At 38.5% G+C, this 18565-nt stretch carries 15 protein-coding genes; 5 read left to right on the forward strand and 10 right to left on the reverse strand.

What is annotated here, in order from left to right:
• Positions 1–40: 40 nt before the first annotated feature.
• The 3 genes from rpsB to rplM all read right to left on the reverse strand — a co-directional run bounded on the left by rpsB (position 41) and on the right by rplM (position 2223).
• Positions 41–1141 carry a 30S ribosomal protein S2 gene (gene rpsB / locus ACFSQJ_RS16925; protein ID WP_377768108.1) on the reverse strand — a complete coding sequence of 367 codons (1101 nt, stop codon included), beginning with the start codon at positions 1139–1141 and terminating at the stop codon, positions 41–43.
• Between the two features lie 240 nt (positions 1142–1381).
• Positions 1382–1768, reverse strand: coding sequence for a 30S ribosomal protein S9 (gene rpsI / locus ACFSQJ_RS16930; protein WP_377768109.1), 387 nt, complete (start codon positions 1766–1768; stop codon positions 1382–1384).
• On the reverse strand, positions 1768–2223 hold the full coding sequence (rplM, locus tag ACFSQJ_RS16935; RefSeq protein ID WP_377768110.1) for a 50S ribosomal protein L13: 456 nt from the start codon (positions 2221–2223) through the stop codon (positions 1768–1770). Before rplM ends, rpsI begins: the two co-directional genes overlap by 1 nt.
• Before the next feature lie 237 nt (positions 2224–2460).
• On the opposite strand from rplM, the gene ACFSQJ_RS16940 reads away from it, so the two are divergent.
• From ACFSQJ_RS16940 to ACFSQJ_RS16950, 3 genes are all read left to right on the forward strand, one after another.
• A complete protein-coding gene (locus ACFSQJ_RS16940) occupies positions 2461–5124 on the forward strand; it encodes a DUF5916 domain-containing protein (RefSeq protein ID WP_377768111.1) in 2664 nt (887 codons plus the stop codon).
• A gap of 91 nt (positions 5125–5215) precedes the next feature.
• Complete coding sequence (locus ACFSQJ_RS16945) at positions 5216–7840, forward strand: DUF5916 domain-containing protein (protein ID WP_377768112.1); 2625 nt, start codon at positions 5216–5218, stop codon at positions 7838–7840.
• A gap of 72 nt (positions 7841–7912) precedes the next feature.
• Positions 7913–8404 (forward strand): lipocalin family protein, encoded by a 492-nt coding sequence (locus ACFSQJ_RS16950; RefSeq protein WP_377768113.1) that lies wholly within the window; start codon positions 7913–7915, stop codon positions 8402–8404.
• Positions 8405–8450: 46 nt separating this feature from the next.
• Here ACFSQJ_RS16950 and hisC read toward each other — a convergent pair whose 3' ends face one another.
• The 5 genes from hisC to hppD form a co-directional block, all read right to left on the reverse strand.
• On the reverse strand, positions 8451–9542 hold the full coding sequence (gene hisC / locus ACFSQJ_RS16955; protein ID WP_377768114.1) for a histidinol-phosphate transaminase: 1092 nt from the start codon (positions 9540–9542) through the stop codon (positions 8451–8453).
• Positions 9542–10417, reverse strand: coding sequence for a flavin reductase family protein (locus ACFSQJ_RS16960; RefSeq protein WP_377768115.1), 876 nt, complete (start codon positions 10415–10417; stop codon positions 9542–9544). Before ACFSQJ_RS16960 ends, hisC begins: the two co-directional genes overlap by 1 nt.
• 8 nt (positions 10418–10425) lie before the next feature.
• On the reverse strand, positions 10426–11652 hold the full coding sequence (fahA, locus tag ACFSQJ_RS16965) for a fumarylacetoacetase (RefSeq protein WP_377768128.1): 1227 nt from the start codon (positions 11650–11652) through the stop codon (positions 10426–10428).
• Between the two features lie 85 nt (positions 11653–11737).
• Complete coding sequence (locus tag ACFSQJ_RS16970; protein WP_377768116.1) at positions 11738–12895, reverse strand: homogentisate 1,2-dioxygenase; 1158 nt, start codon at positions 12893–12895, stop codon at positions 11738–11740.
• Between the two features lie 82 nt (positions 12896–12977).
• The gene (gene hppD / locus ACFSQJ_RS16975) at positions 12978–14111 is read right to left on the reverse strand and encodes a 4-hydroxyphenylpyruvate dioxygenase (protein ID WP_377768117.1); all 1134 of its coding nucleotides are present in this window, start codon (positions 14109–14111) and stop codon (positions 12978–12980) included.
• 185 nt (positions 14112–14296) lie between these two features.
• Here hppD and ACFSQJ_RS16980 point away from each other — a divergent pair, with 185 nt between their 5' ends.
• Positions 14297–14740: a MarR family winged helix-turn-helix transcriptional regulator gene (locus ACFSQJ_RS16980; RefSeq protein WP_377768118.1), complete on the forward strand. Its 444-nt coding sequence runs from the start codon at positions 14297–14299 to the stop codon at positions 14738–14740.
• On the opposite strand, the gene ACFSQJ_RS16985 is transcribed toward ACFSQJ_RS16980, so the two are convergent.
• Positions 14741–15289, reverse strand: coding sequence for a hypothetical protein (locus tag ACFSQJ_RS16985; protein ID WP_377768119.1), 549 nt, complete (start codon positions 15287–15289; stop codon positions 14741–14743).
• Positions 15290–15401: 112 nt separating this feature from the next.
• Between ACFSQJ_RS16985 and ACFSQJ_RS16990 the strand changes: the two genes are divergently transcribed.
• Positions 15402–15572 (forward strand): hypothetical protein, encoded by a 171-nt coding sequence (locus ACFSQJ_RS16990; RefSeq protein WP_377768120.1) that lies wholly within the window; start codon positions 15402–15404, stop codon positions 15570–15572.
• Positions 15573–15605: 33 nt separating this feature from the next.
• Here the strand turns inward: ACFSQJ_RS16990 and polA are convergent, their stop codons facing one another.
• Entirely contained in the window at positions 15606–18467 is a 2862-nt protein-coding gene (polA, locus tag ACFSQJ_RS16995) for a DNA polymerase I (RefSeq protein ID WP_377768121.1), read from the reverse strand.
• Between the last annotated feature and the right edge of the window lie 98 nt (positions 18468–18565).

An 18565-nucleotide genomic window follows, 5' to 3' on the forward strand; every position in this document is an offset into this window, starting at 1 on the left:
AGAGGCCACATTGGCCATCTTGTTATTCGTAATTGTTGAACTACTCTTCAGAATCTTCAACACCACCTTTGGTATTGTCTTGCCACTCTTTAAGTTCGTCCCATTTTCCATCGGCCGCCATTTTTGCTTGTTTTGGCCAAGATGCAGGTTCTAAGTGGGCTAACCTTGGGCTAGCATCTGTAAGAATAGTTTTTATAGCCTCTGGTTTAGCCTTTGCTAAATCAGCGTATGTAGCGATACTTGCTGCAACTAGTGCCTCGGCTGCTTTTGGGCCTATACCTTCAACCTTCGTTAGGTCGTCGGCTTTGACTTTCGCTGGAGCCTTCTTTTTTGGCTCTTCTTTTGCCGGAGCAGCTTCAACTTTTTCTTTTACTTCTTTTTCAGCTTTTGGTGCTGCAGCCTTTTCTTTTGGCTTGGCTTCTTCCTTACCTTCTTTATCACCTTGTTTTTCGGCTTTTCTTTCTGCTAGACCTTCTGCTACAGCTTCGGTGACAGCACCCATGATAACCTCGATAGATTTACCGGCATCGTCATTTGCAGGAATAATAAAATCGATAGGTCTTGGGTCAGAATTGGTATCCACCATGGCAAAAATTGGAATATTCAATTTTTGAGCTTCTTTCACGGCAATATGTTCACGCATGGTATCAACAATAAAAATTGCTCCAGGTAGACGTGTCATCTCAGAGATAGAACCTAAGTTTTTCTCTAGCTTAGCTCTTAAACGATCAACCTGTAAACGCTCTTTCTTTGAAAGGGTAAGAAATGTTCCGTCTTTCTTCATTCTATCAATAGAGGCCATTTTTTTAACAGCTTTTCTGATAGTAACAAAATTGGTCAACATACCACCAGGCCATCTTTCTGTAATGAAAGGCATGTTTACATTAGAAACCTTTTCGGCAACGATGTCTTTCGCTTGTTTTTTGGTAGCTACAAAAAGGATTTTTCTTCCAGATGCCGCAATTTTTCTTAAAGCCTCATTGGCCTCATCTAATTTTGCAACCGTTTTGTAAAGATTGATAACGTGAATGCCGTTACGCTCCATGTAGATGTAAGGAGCCATGTTTGGATTCCACTTTCTTGTTAGGTGCCCAAAATGCACACCTGCTTCTAATAATTGTTTTACTTCGACTTTCGCCATTTTTAAATTTAGTTTACGTTCTTTTGAATTAGCAATGAAAAAGTGGTATCCAAAAACAGGAGTTAAGGAAGCCTTTATCATTTAGATGCTAAACTAATTTACCCAAAGCTTGTATTAAGCTGCCAATGGTATTGGCTTTTGGGATTTTTTAATTGCTTTTGCCAACAGGCAAAAACTTTCAATGAACTTTGTTAGAAAATATAATAGAGGCACCCAAAAAGGATGCCTTGTAATCTTGTATTAACGTTTAGAGAACTGGAATTTCTTACGAGCTTTCTTCTGTCCGAATTTTTTACGCTCTACCATTCTTGGATCTCTAGTAAGCAAACCTTCTGGTTTTAAAACAGCTCTGTTTTCAGCATCTATTTCGCACATTGCTCTAGACAATGCTAAACGAACGGCTTCTGCCTGCCCAGTTATTCCACCACCGTATACATTTACTTTAACGTCGTAGTTTCCATCAGTTTCAGTAAGTGTAAAAGGTTGTTTTACCTTGTATTGTAATGTTGCAGTAGAAAAATATTCCTCTAGCGTTCTTTTGTTAACGGTAATGTTTCCTTTTCCTTCAGAAACGTATACACGAGCTACGGCTGTTTTTCTTCTCCCAATTTTATGAATAACGTCCATTATTTATAGTCGTTTAAATTAATTGCTTTAGGTTTTTGAGCTTCTTGACCATGCTCAGCTCCAGCATATACTTTAAGGTTTCTGAATAAATCAGCACCTAATTTATTTTTAGGAAGCATTCCCTTCACAGATTTCTCTATAATTCTTTCAGGATGCTTTTCCAACAATTCAGAAGCACTTGTTGAACGTTGACCACCTGGGTAACCTGTATATCTTAAATAGGTTTTATCGTTCCACTTATTTCCGCTCATTTGAACTTTCTCAGCGTTGATAACAACTACATTGTCACCACAATCTACATGAGGAGTAAAGTTTGGTTTGTACTTCCCTCTTAATATTTTGGCAACTTTAGACGCCAATCTACCTAATGTCTGTCCTTCAGCATCAACCAATACCCATTGCTTATCAACGGTAGACTTATTGGCAGAAATCGTTTTATAACTTAATGTATCCACTTCTCGAAATAGTATTAAATTTTGTAATCGTTCCCGAATAACGGGCTGCAAATGTACAATTATTAGATTGAATTGCAAATGGTTGAGAAAGAATATTTTTTAATTTTTAGAATAATTAAAATGTCATCAAAAAGGATTGAAAAGATTTTTGTTAAAAAAACATTAAAACTCCTTTTTACTGTAACTGTTCGAGATTAGGTAAGTCTTTACTACACATCTAATCAAAAAACGAACGTCGTGAGAAATCCAACCTTTTTTCTTGCCCTTGTTCTATCTTCTTGCTGGCTATATGCTCAAGAGAACGAACAAACGCAAGATACTACAGAAGTTATTCCCAAAAGAATTTATTTAACAAAACCATTAGGTTCAGAAAAGACTCCGATTGTTGATGGTCTTTTAGATGACAACGCATGGAATATTGTGGAGTGGACAAGTGATTACATTGAAAATCAGCCTGATGAAAATACACCTCCCAGTTATCAGACAAAATTTAAAATTTTATATGATAGCAAATATCTATATATAGGTGTACGATGTTATGATGATGAACCTGATGAAATCGTAAAAAGACTTTCTAGAAGAGATGGTTTTGAGGGAGATTGGGTAGAATTTAATATTGATAGTTACCATGACAAGCGTACTGCATTTTCTTTTACGGTTACGGCAGCAGGGGTAAAGGGAGATGAATTTATTTCTAACAATGGTAATAATTGGGATGGCAGCTGGAACCCAATTTGGTATACCAAAACTAATATAGATGGTGAGGGTTGGACTGCGGAATTAAAGATTCCGTTAAGTCAATTAAAATTTGGTAGTTCTGACAATCAAGTTTGGGGGTTACAATCAACACGACGATTTTTTAGGGGAGAAGAACGTTCTTTATGGCAGCGCAAGCCAGTTGATCAGCCGGGTTGGGTAAGTGAATTTGGAGAATTACACGGATTGAAAAATATTGAGCCCCAAAAACAGTTGGAAATTCAGCCATACACTGTTGCGAGTGGTGAGACGTATGAAGCTGAGGAAGGAAACCCATTTAGAGATGGAAATGAAACCAATCTTACGGTTGGGCTTGATGCAAAAATTGGTATTACAAACGACCTGACTTTAGATTTAACGGTAAACCCCGATTTTGGTCAGGTTGAGGCAGATCCTTCTGCTATTGCATTAGATGGATTTCAAATTTTCTTTCGTGAGCAACGTCCATTTTTTGTAGAGAACAAGAACATTTTTGACTTTAATATTTCTCAATCTGAAGCGGGAAACACATTTGGTTCGGATAATGTGTTTTACTCGCGTCGAATAGGACGTAGTCCTCAGGGTTTTCCTAATACCGCTGATGGAGAATTTGTTGAAATTCCAGATAATACCCAAATAATAGGTGCTGCAAAATTTAGCGGAAAAACTAAAGATGGTTGGGCTTTGGGTGTTTTAGAAAGTGTCACGGCCAAAAAGTATGCTACAATAGATAATAATGGAGAACGAAGAAGAGAAGTCGTAGAACCTTTAACCAATTACTTTGTTGGGCGAGTACAAAAAGATTTTAATGATAGAAATTCTTTTGTTGGGGGAGTTTTTACTGCAACCAATCGTGATAACCTTACTGAAGGGTTGAATTTTTTGCATAAATCCGCTTATACCGGAGGTTTGGATTTTAAACACCAATGGAACAATCGTGATTGGTATTTTGGCGGGAATATTATTTTGAGCCACGTTCAAGGAAGTGAAGAAGCCATTGAAAATACACAGAGATCAATAACTAGATTGTTTCAGCGAGTAGGCGCTGATCATGTTGAAGTTGATGAGACTAAAACAACACTAACAGGAACAGGAGGAGATGTAAAAATCGGCAAGATTGGTAATGGACATTGGCGTTTTGAATCTGGGGGCACATGGCGCTCACCAGAACTTGAGTTGAATGATTTAGGTTTTCAGCGACAGGCAGATGATATTAGACACTACACTTGGGTAGGATATCAAACTTTAAAGCCGGACAGTACTTTTAGACGGGTTGGTATTAATTACAACCATTGGACCGCTTGGGATTTTGAAGGTAATCATAACTATCTTCAATTTAATACCAACAGTTGGCAAAACTGGAAAAATAACTGGTTCACTAATGCAGGGTTTAACTATGCTCCTGTTCAATATTCAAACTTTGCACTCAGAGGAGGCCCCCGGTTAAGACAATCGCCATGGGGTAGTTTTTGGAATGGAATCAATACGGACAATAGAAAAAAAGTGCGCTTTAATGTTTTTCATAATGGTCGTAAAGCAGTAGATAATTCCTTTAACTCATATTTTATACGGGCAGGTGTAACCTATCAGCCTATAGATGCTATTCGGGTTTCCGCTTTTCCTTCCTATAATATCAATAATGATAAGTTGCAATTTGTAAGTAATCTTGATGTAAATGGGGCGCCCAGATATCTAAATGGAGAAATTGAACAACGCACTTTAAGCATGTCCTTTAGGTTAAATTATACCATTAATCCTAATCTAACTATTCAATATTGGGGGCAGCCTTTTATTTCTAGAGGTAGGTATTCTAATTTTAAGCATGTAAATGATGCTACGGCAAAACGTTTTGAAAATCGTTTTGTGCAATATGACAACAATCAAGTTTCTTTAGCAGATGGCACTTACAGTGTTGATGAAGATTTGAATGGAGTAACCGATTTCAGTTTTGGTAATCCAGATTTTTCTTTTGTACAGTTTCGCTCAAATTTAGTCGTTCGTTGGGAGTATATACCTGGCTCAGAAATTTTTCTAGTATGGTCTCAAGATGTATCGCAATCAGGTGATCCAAGTCAAGGTTTATTTACAGGCTTGGGCGACAATATTTTCGGACAAAAACCACAAAACATCTTCCTGTTAAAGGCAACCTATCGATTTGTTTTATGACAGTAATACTGTTAATTAAAAATTAAACTAAGGGCTTCTATCATTGAAGCCCTTTATTTTTGGGTATTCATCAAGCCAGACCAATTTCATCATGCAAAAAACGCTCTTTACACTTTTTGCTATGTGCGCTTTTTTTAGCACAAAAGCACAAGATTCGATTGCCCCCGTTCCCAAATTCGTTTATACCACCAAGCCCATAAAAGGTAACAATGCACCAATAATAGATGGCACTTTAAATGACCATGCCTGGGGTTTGGTAGATTGGTCCGAAGCGTTTGTCGAAAGAGAACCAGATGAAAATACGCCCCCAAGCGAACAATCAAAGTTTAAGATTCTGTATGACGATAAATTCCTCTATGTTGCATACAGATGTTACGATTCAGAACCCGATAAAATAGAGCGAAGATTGTCACGACGCGATGATTTTGCTGGTGATAGAATAGCCATAATTATCGATAGTTATCATGATAAGAGAACGGCATTTTCTTTTACAACAACGGCTGCGGGGGTTAAAGGCGATGAGTTTGTATCTGAAAATGGAAACAACTTTGATGATAGTTGGAACCCGATTTGGTATACCGCTTCAAACATTGATAGCCAAGGTTGGACGGCGGAAGCTAAAATTCCGTTCAGCCAGTTAAAGTTCGGAAAAGCCAAAGAACAAATCTGGGGGCTACAGGTTACCCGGTTATTTTTCAGGGCTCAAGAACGCTCTGTATGGCAGCGCGTACCCCAAGATTTATCGGGCTTTGTTAGTGAATTTGGTGAGCTGCATGGGTTAATAGATATTGAGCCTCAGAAACAATTAGAAATTCAGCCTTTTGTTGTGAAACAATATGATACTTACCCGGCAGAAGAAGGAAACCCTTTTAGAGATGGATCTGACTTTAGATTAAACGGCGGTCTAGATGCCAAAATCGGAATCACCAACGACTTGACCTTAGACCTTACGGTTAATCCAGATTTTGGTCAGGTAGAAGCAGACCCTGGAGCGATTGCGCTTGATGGTTTTCAGATATTCTTTCGAGAACAACGCCCTTTTTTTGTAGAAAACAAGAATATTTTTGATTACGAATTTGCAAATGGTAATGACAATGTTTTTTACAGCCGTCGTATAGGCAGAAATCCACAAGGTTTTCCAAATTTGGATGCGGGGGAATTTGCTAATGTGCCTAATAATACAGCAATTCTAGGTGCAGCTAAATTCTCAGGAAAGACCAAAAACGGCTGGTCCATTGGTTTATTGGAAAGCGTGACCGGTAAAGTTTATGCAGAAGTTGATTCAAACGGCGACCGTCGAGAGGAATTGGTTGAACCTTTTACCAATTATTTGGTGGGCAGACTTCAAAAAGATTTTAATGAAAGAAATTCTTTTGTTGGAGGAATTTTTACCGCAACCAATCGCAAGTTAGAAGGTAATTTAGACTTTTTGCACGAAGCGGCGTATACCGGAGGATTGGATTTTAGACACAGTTGGCAGAATAGAAATTACTATATAGAGGGTAATATTGTTACAAGTCATGTCACCGGAAGCCCAGAAGCAATATTAAGAACGCAACAAAGTCTGGCTCATCTATTTCAGAGAACAGATGCCACTCACGTTGAAGTTGACCCAACAAGAACTTCGCTTACCGGAACTGGAGGGAAGCTAAATTTTGGTAAATCGGGTGGCGGAAACTGGCGATTTGAAACTGGTGGTTTCTGGCGCTCTCCAGAGCTAGAATTAAACGACGTTGGTTTTTTAAGACAGGCCGATGATATTAGGCAGTTCGCCAATCTTCAGTATCTTTTTTTAAAACCGACAAAATTACTGCGCACGGCTAGTTTGACATTAGGTCAGAGTAGCGCCTTTGATTTTGAAGGCAACTATAATAGAGTTCAATATGATTTTCGAGGCTTTATAAACTATGCAAATAATTGGTTTACAGAAGGTGGCGCAACACACAAACCTCGTATTTTCTTGAATACGATTTTACGCGGTGGCCCACGCTGGCGTTTTAATGAAGAAAATTTCTTTTTTGTTTTTGCCGGAACGGATAGAAGCAAAAAATTTAATGCTACCATCGGTTATGTTAATAGTCAAGCTCAACAAGATAATTTTTCTTTGGTGAGATATGTTTTAAGAACGCGATACCAGCCTTTTGACGCTTTTAGTCTTTCACTTAATTTTGAATACGAAGAGAACCCAAGCAAAACACAGTATATCACTGAAAGAGATTTTCTAGGTACACCACGCTATATTTTAGGTGAAATAGATCAACGGACCTTCAGTACAACCTTGCGTTTTAATTATAGTATCAATCCAAATTTAAGTATTCAGTATTATGGGCAGCCTTTTATTTCAAGGGGAACATACACCAATTTTAATTTTGTAAATAATGCTGCTGCCGAAGACCTTAATGAACGAATAAGTCTTTATAGCGCTAACCAAATTTCACAATCAACAGACAATACTTTTCTAATTGACGAAGATTTGGACTCCGTTACGGATTATGAGTTTAATGACCCAGATTTTTCATTTGTCCAGTTTCGTTCCAATTTGGTGGTTCGTTGGGAATACATTCCAGGTTCCGAAGTATTTTTAGTCTGGTCTCAGGGTGTTACGGGATTTGGTGACCCTTCCGATTCTTTAGGTCGTAGTCTGGATAATCAAATTTTAGGTCAGAAAAGAGACAACACCTTTTTGCTTAAAGCCACTTACCGATTTATCTTATAATCAGTAATTTACTTACTATACACTATTGTTTTCTTTTTTTCGTTCTGAACAATACGAATTAAAAAAACAGACATGAAAAAAGGTATAATAGCAATTTTAACTGTATTCACTTTAGCCAGCTGCTCTACGGATGGTGAAGATAATGAGATGTTGGAGGGTTCGGCCTTAGTGGGTACCTGGAATATGACAGATGTACGTTTTCCAGAAGACCCCAATGATACCTCGTTGAATTTGGCCGATGAAATTGTAGACCGATTAGTTGAAGAAGGTTGCGTTTTGGTAAGTTTTACTTTTAATACTGATGGAACAGCTTCTGCCGATAATAAGGTAAATTACATTGAGGTCAATGTTGGTGCTATGGGCTTGGATGTTCCTTGCCCGGCACAAAGTGATACTGAAACCACAGTATGGACTTTAGTGGGAGATCAATTGACTTTCATCAATGAAAATCAAGAAGAAGAGACCATAACTATAGAATTATACGGAAATACCTTAATTATATTGGGTGAGGCTATCAATGCAGAGAATTACGCTGGTGCTGAGGTAGTCTTTACGAGGCAATAGTTTTAAGATAATTAAGAAAAACACAGCCTATTGGAAACAATGGGCTTTATTTTTTTAAAGCCTTTACCAATGCCTCGTTGGCCTCTTGCGTTCCAATGGTAATTCTAACTTTTCCTGGAGCTCCAAATTGAGAAACAGGTCTTACCATTATACCTTGCTCCATAAGCATATCGGTAAATTCAAATTCTGGTAAGGGCGGGTCAATTATAAAGAAGTTTCCTTGTGTTGGCCAGTATTTAATTCCCAGCTTATCAAATTCAGCGGTCAAATACTTTCTGCCGACTTGAACGGTTTTTACGGTTTCGGCGATAAAGTCGGTATCATTTAAAGCGCCTATTGCTGCTTCAATTGAAGTAATAGGTAAAAGAAAAGGTTTATGAATTTGCCGAACGTAATTGGCAATGGTTTGGGTGGTATAGCAATAACCTATTCGCTGGCCCGCCAAACCGTAGGTCTTGGAAAAGCTATTTACAGCGACCACATTATGTCCTTCCGTTACGTAAGGTAAACCCGAAATATAATCTTCAGCATCGGCAAAATGACGATAAACTTCATCAAAAACGATAACAATATCTTTAGGAATTCGAGTAAAGAAATCATCTAGAACCGATTTTGGAATATAGGTTCCAGTTGGGTTATTAGGACTAGTCAGAAAAATGATTTTTGTTTTGTCCGTAACTGCATTTAAAATGCCTTCTAAATCTAAATCATAAGTGGTATTCAATAAAGGAACATCTACCTGTTTTGCACCGTACCATCTAGAAAATACGGCATAGGGTAAAAAACAAGGGTTGGAGTAAATTACTTCATCACCTTCATTGACAAAAGCCCTAAGAAGCATATCAATAATTTCTGAACCACTGTTTCCGCAGATAAATTGATTTGCATTTAATTGTCCATCAAAATCTTTTACAAGCGCCTCACGCAATCGAATATCCGTTTGGTCTGGATAAACATCAATATGTTTAGCTGCCTTTAACAAAGCTTCAGTTGCCTTTGGAGACTGTCCTAGGGGATTTTCGTTAGAAGATAGTTTATATATTTTTTTTCCATTGGAAGTGGGCGGATTTTTACCCCCTTGATAAACTTCCTTTGGTTTTAAGTGTGGTTTGAATATAGATTCAATTGTTTTGCTCATCAATTAAATTTTTCTGCATGCATTAATATGCTCAAAGCTTGTTTTGTATGGCCCGCCTCTAAAACTTCTTTCGCTATTTTATGTAATTCCGATTTTTTGGTCAGGTCTTTAATGTCTTCGTGATCAGCAACTTTTTCGATTTCTGTAAGGGTTGGTAACTCTTCCACATTGCCCAAACGCCCAAGATTGTTACCTGTGAGTACAGAACTGTTACGAATATTTTCAGGTAATGCATCAACACCTATTCCTTTAGTACGTATTGGTTTCGGAATCTCAAAGAGTGAATCTCCACTTGAACGGGTATACCAACTACCTCCCATACGGCCAACTAAATCTAATTTTGTGGTGTCTAGCTTATCGTCCGTTAGGTATTTTTCATTGATATGGATGAGTTCTACCTTTGCAAGTATGAGGTTTCCAGAGCCCGGGGTATCTGCAAGCTCGATGACTTCAGTTACGGAACATTCAAAAGCTACCGGAGCTTCGCCAACTCTTGGGGGTTTCACTTTTTCACTAGCAACTTGGGTAAGACCGGCCTTTACAAATTCGTTCACCCCTTTGTCATAAGCAGTGCTAGATAAAGACATCTGCTCAACAATAGGATAGTTTACAATATTGATAACTACTTCAGGTACTTCCTTGACATTGATGTGCGTATGCTTTAAAGAATTGTCCCTACCACTTCGTGCAGGAGAAAAAATCATGATGGGCGGATTAGAACTAAAAACATTGAAAAAACTAAACGGACTCAAATTCACATTACCTTCCTTATCGATAGTGCTGGCAAAGCAAATGGGTCTCGGTGCTACCGCTGAAAGTAAGTAGGCGTGCAACTCGGGTTGTGGAATAGCGATAGGGTCTATGGTTTTTGTCATCGATGTTTTTATTTAGCTGGTAAAATCTTGGCAGATACCTCTCCAAAACCAACTCGTTTGCCATCTTTTTCAGCGAATCCTCTCATGGTAACCGTGTCGCCATCGTTAATGAATTTACGTTCGGTACCGTCCTTCATTTTTACGGGTTTGGTTCCCATCCAGGCTAATTCTAACATTGAGCCATAAGATTTTTCATCTTTTCCCGAGATAGTACCTGAGCCGTATAGGTCTCCTACATTGATATTACATCCATTTACGGTGTGGTGGGCAAGTTGCTGCTCCATATTCCAATACATGTATTTAAAGTTGGAACGGCATACGGTCTGTTCCTCGCTTTGTTCAGGTGTAATCCCCACTTCTAGGTGAATATCATAATTTTTCTCACCTTGATATTTTAAATAGGGTAATACTTCGGGTTTTTGTTCAGGCCCTGAAACTTTAAAAGGCTCTAGGGCTTCTAATGTAACTATCCAAGGTGAGATATGTGATGCGAAGTTCTTGGCCAAGAATGGCCCTAACGGCACATATTCCCATTTTTGAATGTCACGTGCCGACCAGTCATTTAATAAAACTAGTCCAAAAATATAATTGTCAGCTTCCTCGGTAGAAATGGATTCTCCGAGTTTTGTGTTTTTTCCAGTAATAAAGCCCATTTCCAATTCAAAATCTACGCGCTGAGATGGTCCGAAAACTGGCTGTTTGGAATCATTAGGAATGGTTTGTCCTTTTGGTCTATGAACCGGTACTCCACTAACTACAATTGAACTTGCACGACCATGATAACCTACAGGAATATGTTTCCAGTTAGGCAATAATGCATTTTCTGGGTCGCGGAACATCTTACCCACATTGGTAGCATGTTCAATACTAGAATAGAAGTCGGTGTAGTCTCCTATGGTCACGGGCATATGCATTTCAGCCTCCACTTGTTTTACAAAAAGTTCTGGTTTTCCGGCCAAAATGGAATTGTCGTCTTGTAGCCAAACCTGAATGTCTTTACGAACTTTTTTGGTTATCTGTTTTCCAAGAGAGATAAAGTCGTTCAAGGTATCTTTCTCGAATACGGCTGTATTAAATTCAAAAACATCAAGTTCAGCAAGGGCGGCTAAATCTAAAATGAGCTCACCAATAGCAACACCGGCCCTAGGGCTTCTATCGGCAGTGGAGAAAATTCCGAAAGGAATATTGTGTATAGAAAAATCTGAGTTTTCAGGTATGTTTATTATCATTTTTATATAGATGTGAGTATTGAGATTTTAGATGTGAGTGCTTAATGAGATTTTTTCTCAATTCTCAAATCTATCGTCTCAAGTCTAATTTTTATTCTATCCAAGATTTGTAATACTTGCCATCGTCAATTTTCATGGCATTTTCTGTCAATTGTAATGGTTTAAAAGTATCGATCATTACTGCTAATTCTTCTGTTTCTTTTTTACCAATACTCGCTTCGTAAGTTCCCGGATGCGGTCCATGAGGGATGCCGGCAGGGTGCAACGAAATATAACCAGGACCAATCCCCGTTCTACTCATAAAATCGCCATCAACATAATACAGCATTTCATCAGAGTCAATATTACTATGGTTATATGGCGCTGGAATTGACTTTGGGTGATAGTCGTACAACCGTGGGCAGAAGGAGCATATGACAAAAGCACTTGTCTCAAAAGTTTGATGCACTGGTGGCGGTTGATGAACGCGACCGGTAATAGGCTCAAAATTGTGAATGGAAAATCCGTATGGATAATTATAACCATCCCAGCCAATAACATCAAATGGGTGCGTTGCATAGACTAAGCTATGCAGCATGCCTTGCTTTTTAATTTTCATCACGAACTCACCTTTTTCATCGTGCGTTTGTAAATTTTCAGGCAGTTTGTAATCCCTTTCACAAAAAGGGGAATGCTCTAACAACTGCCCAAACCAATTGCGATATCGTTTTGGCGTATAAATAGGGTGAAAAGACTCTGCATATAAAATACGATTGTCTTCAGTATCAAATTCGATTTGATATATCATTCCGCGTGGAATGATAAGGTAATCTCCATATTCAAAAGGAATATCTCCTAAAAAAGTTTTTAAGGTTCCGTTGCCTCTATGAATAAATAACATTTCATCGGCATCAGAATTCTTATAAAAATAAGAAGTCATCGATTTCTTTGGAGCGGCCAAACCAATATGAACATCGTTGTTCACTAACATAGGTTCTCGAGATTCCAAAAAATCAGCTTTTGGCAATACATCAAACCCAATTAACTTTCTAGATTTAATGTGCTTCGCTTCCGCAATTTTTGGGCTCACATCAATTGCCTCACCGACCTCTTTTACCTGTGTTGGGCGATGAACATGGTAGAGTAGTGATGACATGCCATCAAACCCAATGGTCCCGAATAGTTGTTCATAGTATAAGCTTCCGTCAGGTTTTGTGAACTGCGTGTGTCGCTTCTCAGGAAACTGCCCGAGTTTATGATAAATAGGCATAACGTTGTTTTAAAGTTCAAATACAAGTTTCAGATTCAAGCTTAAAAAATAGCATCTTAAACCTGAAACTTTAAACCACACCTTAGTGCAAAGTACCTCTCAATTGTTGCTCAAGCTCGATAGCTTCAAAGAGTGCCTTAAAGTTACCTTTTCCAAATGACTGTGCACCTTTTCTTTGAATGATTTCAAAAAACATTGTCGGTCTTGGTTCAATTGGTCTGGTGAAAATTTGTAAAAGATAGCCTTCATCATCACGGTCTACCAAAATACCAAGCTCTTTTAATGGGGCAATGTCTTCGTCAATTTTACCTACACGATCGGTTACTGCATCGTAATAAGTATCAGGAATATTCAAGAATTCTATACCGCGACTTCTTAGATCACGAACAGTTTTTATAATATCGTCAGTGGCTACCGCAATATGTTGCACTCCTTCACCTTCGTAGAAATCTAAGTACTCTTCAACTTGGGATCTTTTGGCGCCTTCAGCAGGCTCATTAATAGGAAATTTAATCCTACCGTTTCCGTTGCTCATCACCTTACTCATTAGAGCCGTGTATTCTGTAGAAATATCATTATCGTCAAATGAAAGTATATTGACAAAGCCCATCACTTTTTCGTAGAATTCTACCCAGTGGTTCATACGATTCCAATCCACATTGCCTACCATATGGTCAACATATTTTAATCCTGTAGGGGCAGGGTTAAAGTCTGGAGTTTCCCAAGCGGTGTAACCTGGTAAGAATGTTCCCTTATAATCGTTACGTTCTACAAAAATATGAACCGTTTCACCGTAGGTATAGATTCCTGCACGAACTACTTTTCCGTTTTCATCTTCTTCTGTCACCGGCTCCATATAAGATTTGGCTCCTTTGCTCATGGCAGTGTTATAGGCGTAAGTGGCATCGTCTACCCACAAGGCGACTACTTTTACACCATCACCATGTGCGTCAATATGCTTTCCAATTTCGGTACCACTCTTTAGGGGCGAAGTTAATACCAATCGTATTTTATCTTGTATAACTACATAGCTTTCGCGGTCTTTTAAACCTGTTTGTAAGCCAGCATAGGCATATGACTGAAAGCCAAAAGCTGATTTATAGAAATGGGCCGCTTGTTTAGAATTACCTACATAAAGCTCAATATAATCTGTGCCATTGATAGGCATAAAGTCTTGAGCGTCTTCGTGCAATTTTGGTAAAGTTGTAGTTTCCATATGCTGTATATTTTGATGTGTTTTATTATAATTGTTGCTAATGCAACAAAAATACGTATTTTTGGAATACGAAAAGGTTTTAGTTAGATTTTTTTGAAGGAATATTTAACGGTCATTTCGAGCGGAGTCGAGAAATAGTTGAAAGACATCTTGACTCCGCTCGATGTGGCATTTATCAAATTTATATGCTCAATCAAATAGATGAAATTTCTGGTATTGGATTGCACTTAGATTTAGTGCTTAGAAAAGTGCAAGATGCCTATTTGAGAACCTTTCAAGAGCTACAACTAGATCTTACTATTGAGCAATGGGTAATTCTGTATCGAATTTATCAGTCGGGTGAGGAGGCTTCTCAATCTGATATTGTAAAATCTAATTTTCGTAATCGGGCTACAACTTCTAGAGTAATAGGAAAGCTAGAGGGAAAAAAGTGGATAAAAAAAACACGATTTGAAGGGGATTTCAAACGTTTTAAACTGGAGCTTACAAAGCGTGGGCAAGAGGTTATTGCACTCATCGAGCCCCATGCAAAACAGTTGCGTAGGCAAGCCATTAAAGGTTTGGATGTGCTGGAGTTTGAAACGTTCTTAAAAGTTTTGGATCAGATAGGAGAGAACTACGAAGAATGATTATCGGCAATCTTCTATTGGCAGACCAAGTTCATTGGCCAACTTACGTCTTCTAATAGTTGACTTTTTCGGATTGTTGCGTAAAAATTGAATAGGAATTTCTTGACCAATTTCTAAGGCATCAAAACAATTTTTACCCGCTACTAAAAATGTATTTTGAAAGCTTTGGCCGTTGTGCTCAAAAGCGTAGGTTAGAAAATACTGAAACGCCTTTACATTAACGCGCCGATTACCCACTTTGTCGATATATGAAACATCTTTTTCCTCTTTTTCAATAATATTGGCCGAACCATAAGTTCCATATTTTTTGGTCTGGGCCTGCTCATAATAGTACAAAAAGCTAGAGGGTATTGTAAATAGAATTCCCAATAGCGGTAAGGCACCAAAAACAGCTCCAAAAATCCATAGAAAGGTAGTTTCGGTGCGAAGTCCTAAGTAAACTAAAAATATTCCCAATACCACGAACAGCAGAATAATTAGTAAGGGCCCGCTATTTTTTTGTAAAGAGGTTTTAGTGAATTGGAGTTTGTCAGATAGCGTTGACTTCATTTGACCTTTAAAAGCTTTGGGTTAAAATAGCATATAAATTGGAAAAACACGTTGTTTTGATTTAATGCTGTTTGTTTGAATTTTGCAGCTATTAACTGAAAATTGTTTCAATATGAAAAAGTTAAAGCATTACCCAAGTGTTTGGCAAGCAGCCCCATTTTCGATGGAAATGTTTGCACATTTTGAGCAAGAAGCTCGATTGCGAAATAAGGAAGCAGAAAAAGAGCGACAGACCCCTAAAAAAGAAAAGAAGCCAAAGTTTAAACTAGCTTTTGGTTGGTAAAGAAAAAAACACCCGCAGGGTGTTTTTTAAATTTTAATGCGCTTCCAACCAATTTTCGCCAATACCAACTTCAACATCTAAAGGTACTGCCATGGTGTAGGCATTTTCCATTTCAGATTTAATTAAGGTTTTCATTTCTTCAAGCTCCGGTTTGTAGCAGTCAAAAACCAATTCATCATGTACCTGAAGTAACATTTTGGTTTTGTAATTACCTTCAGTAAGTTTTTTGTGAATATTGATCATTGCAATCTTAATAATGTCCGCAGCGCTTCCCTGTATGGGGGCATTCACGGCATTTCGCTCTGCGGCACCACGCACCACTTGGTTGCCTGCATTAATGTCTTTTAAATACCTACGACGCCCAAGAACAGTTTGTACATAACCATTGTCTCGGGCAAAGTCTACCTGCTCACCCATGTAATTGCGTAGTTTAGGATAGGTCTTATAATAGGTTTCGATAAGTTCTTTGGATTCTGCCCTGGTTAAATCCGTTTGGTTGCTCAAGCCGAAGGCAGAAACTCCGTAGATTATCCCGAAGTTTACAGTTTTAGCATTGCTACGTTGCTCACGTGTTACTTCTTCTAAAGGTACATTGAACACTTTTGAAGCTGTAGACGCATGAATGTCTTCACCGTTTTTAAAGGCTTCAATCATGGTATCTTCCTCACTTAAAGCAGCGATAATGCGAAGCTCTATTTGTGAGTAATCTGCAGCTAATAGAACATAGTCTTTATCTCTAGGTACGAATGCTTTCCTTACTTCACGTCCGCGTTCCGTACGTATAGGGATATTCTGTAAATTAGGATTGTTACTACTAAGTCTGCCGGTAGCAGCCACGGTTTGCATGTAATCTGTATGTACCCGTTTCGTTTTTGCTTCTACTTGCTCAGGGAGCGCATCAACATAGGTGCTTTTTAGTTTGGCAAGCCCACGATAGTCTAAAACATTCTGAATGATTTCATGGTCTTTTGCCAAATAAGAAAGCACATCTTCGGCAGTGGAATATTGACCTGTTTTGGTCTTTTTGGGTTTATCGACCAACTTCATCTTGTCGAACAAAATTTCCCCTAATTGTTTCGGAGAACCTATGTTGAATTCTTGCCCGGCCGCTTCGTAAATACTTCGCTCTAAATTTTGAATATCTGTATTTAAGTCTGCGGATAAGGAACCTAAAAAGTCTTTATCTAGGTTAATACCTTCACTTTCCATATCCGCTAAAACACGTAACAGCGGAATTTCAATTTCGTTAAAAAGCTTTTCGGTTTTTGCCTCGGTCAATTCGGGCCTAAAATGATGCGCCAATTGTAGCGTAATATCAGCATCTTCAACAGCATATTCAGTTTGTTTTTCCAAAGGAACATCACGCATAGAAAGTTGGTTCTTTCCCTTTTTACCAATAAGTTCGGTGATTGAGACTGGCGTGTAGTTGAGGTAGGTTTCCGCTAGCACATCCATATTATGACGCATATCAGGATTGATAAGGTAGTGCGCTAACATGGTGTCAAAAAGTTTCCCTTTTACTTGAACGCCATAGTTTTGCATCACTTTAATGTCATACTTTAGGTTTTGTCCTACTTTTTCGATGCTTTCCGATTCAAAGAATGGGCGTAGCTGTTCAATAAGTTGATTTGCCTGTTCTTTCTCCTCAGGAAATGGAACATAGAACCCCGTGCCCGTATTCCAACTAAAAGCAATACCCACTAGTTCCGCCTCTAAAGGATTTAAGGAAGTCGTTTCGGTATCAAAACAAACAGAAGTTTGTTGCATGAGTTGTTTCAAGAACAAATCCATGGCCAAGCCTGGCTGCACAAGTTGATAAAAGTGTGAAATATCCTCAATTTTATTTCTGCTGCTTACATCTTTGATGGTAGCGGGAGCATCGGAAGGATTACCCCCAAAAAGTGAAAATTGACCACTGCCCGCTGCCTTGGCTTCTACACGGCTGCCTTCGGAGCGTGTTTTATTTGAAATCGTATCACCAGATTCTTGATTGGCATCTGCTTGGGCTTCTTCAAAGAATATCTTTATAAACTGGTCTTTTAGTCTTCTGAATTCTAATTCTTCAAAAATTTCTTGTACCTGAGCGCTATCAGGTTCACACATTTCATAATCTTCGGCATTGAAAGTAACCTCACAGTCAATCTTTATTTCGGCCAGTTTTCGTGAAAGACGACCGAGCTCGGCATTTTCTTCTACTTTTTCTTTCATTTTGCCTTTTAGCTGATCGGTATTGGCTAAAAGACCCTCCATATCGCCAAATTGCTCAAGAAATTTCTTTGCCGTTTTATCTCCAACACCAGGTAAACCAGGAATATTGTCACTTGCATCACCCATCATTCCTAGATAGTCGATAACCTGTTCTGGACGTTGTACGCCAAAACGTTTTTGAATTTCGGGGATACCCCAGATTTCAATGCCATTACCCATTCTAGCCGGGCGATACATAAAAATATTTTCGGAGACCAGTTGCCCAAAATCCTTGTCAGGGGTGACCATAAAGACTTTATAGTTTTCTTTTTCGGCCTGTTTGGCAATGGTTCCAATAAGGTCATCGGCCTCATAACCCTCCAATTCCACAATCGGAATTTTCATTGCTTTTAAAATATTCTGGATGTAGGGTACCGCTATTTTTATAGCATCCGGGGTTTCATCCCTATTTGCTTTGTACGCTTCGAACATTTCTGTTCGTTCTACACTTCCTCCTTTATCGAAAGCAACGGCCAAGTGGTCGGGTTGTTCCCGCTTGATGACATCAAATAGTGAATTCATAAAACCCATAATGGCCGAGGTGTCCATGCCTCTGGAGTTGATTCTTGGGTTTTTAATAAGGGCGTAATACCCACGAAAAATTAGTGCATAGGCATCTAATAAAAAGAGTCTTTTTTGGTCAGACATGTTTGAAAAATTGTAAGTACTAAGTTAAAAGTTCAAAGTCTTTAAAAGTAGAAAAAAGACCTAAGATAAAAAGACATAAGATTTAAGACTTTTAAACA

This window comes from Croceitalea marina, from assembly GCF_042684265.1.
In the GTDB taxonomy this organism is placed as follows: Bacteria; Bacteroidota; Bacteroidia; order Flavobacteriales; family Flavobacteriaceae; genus Croceitalea; species Croceitalea marina.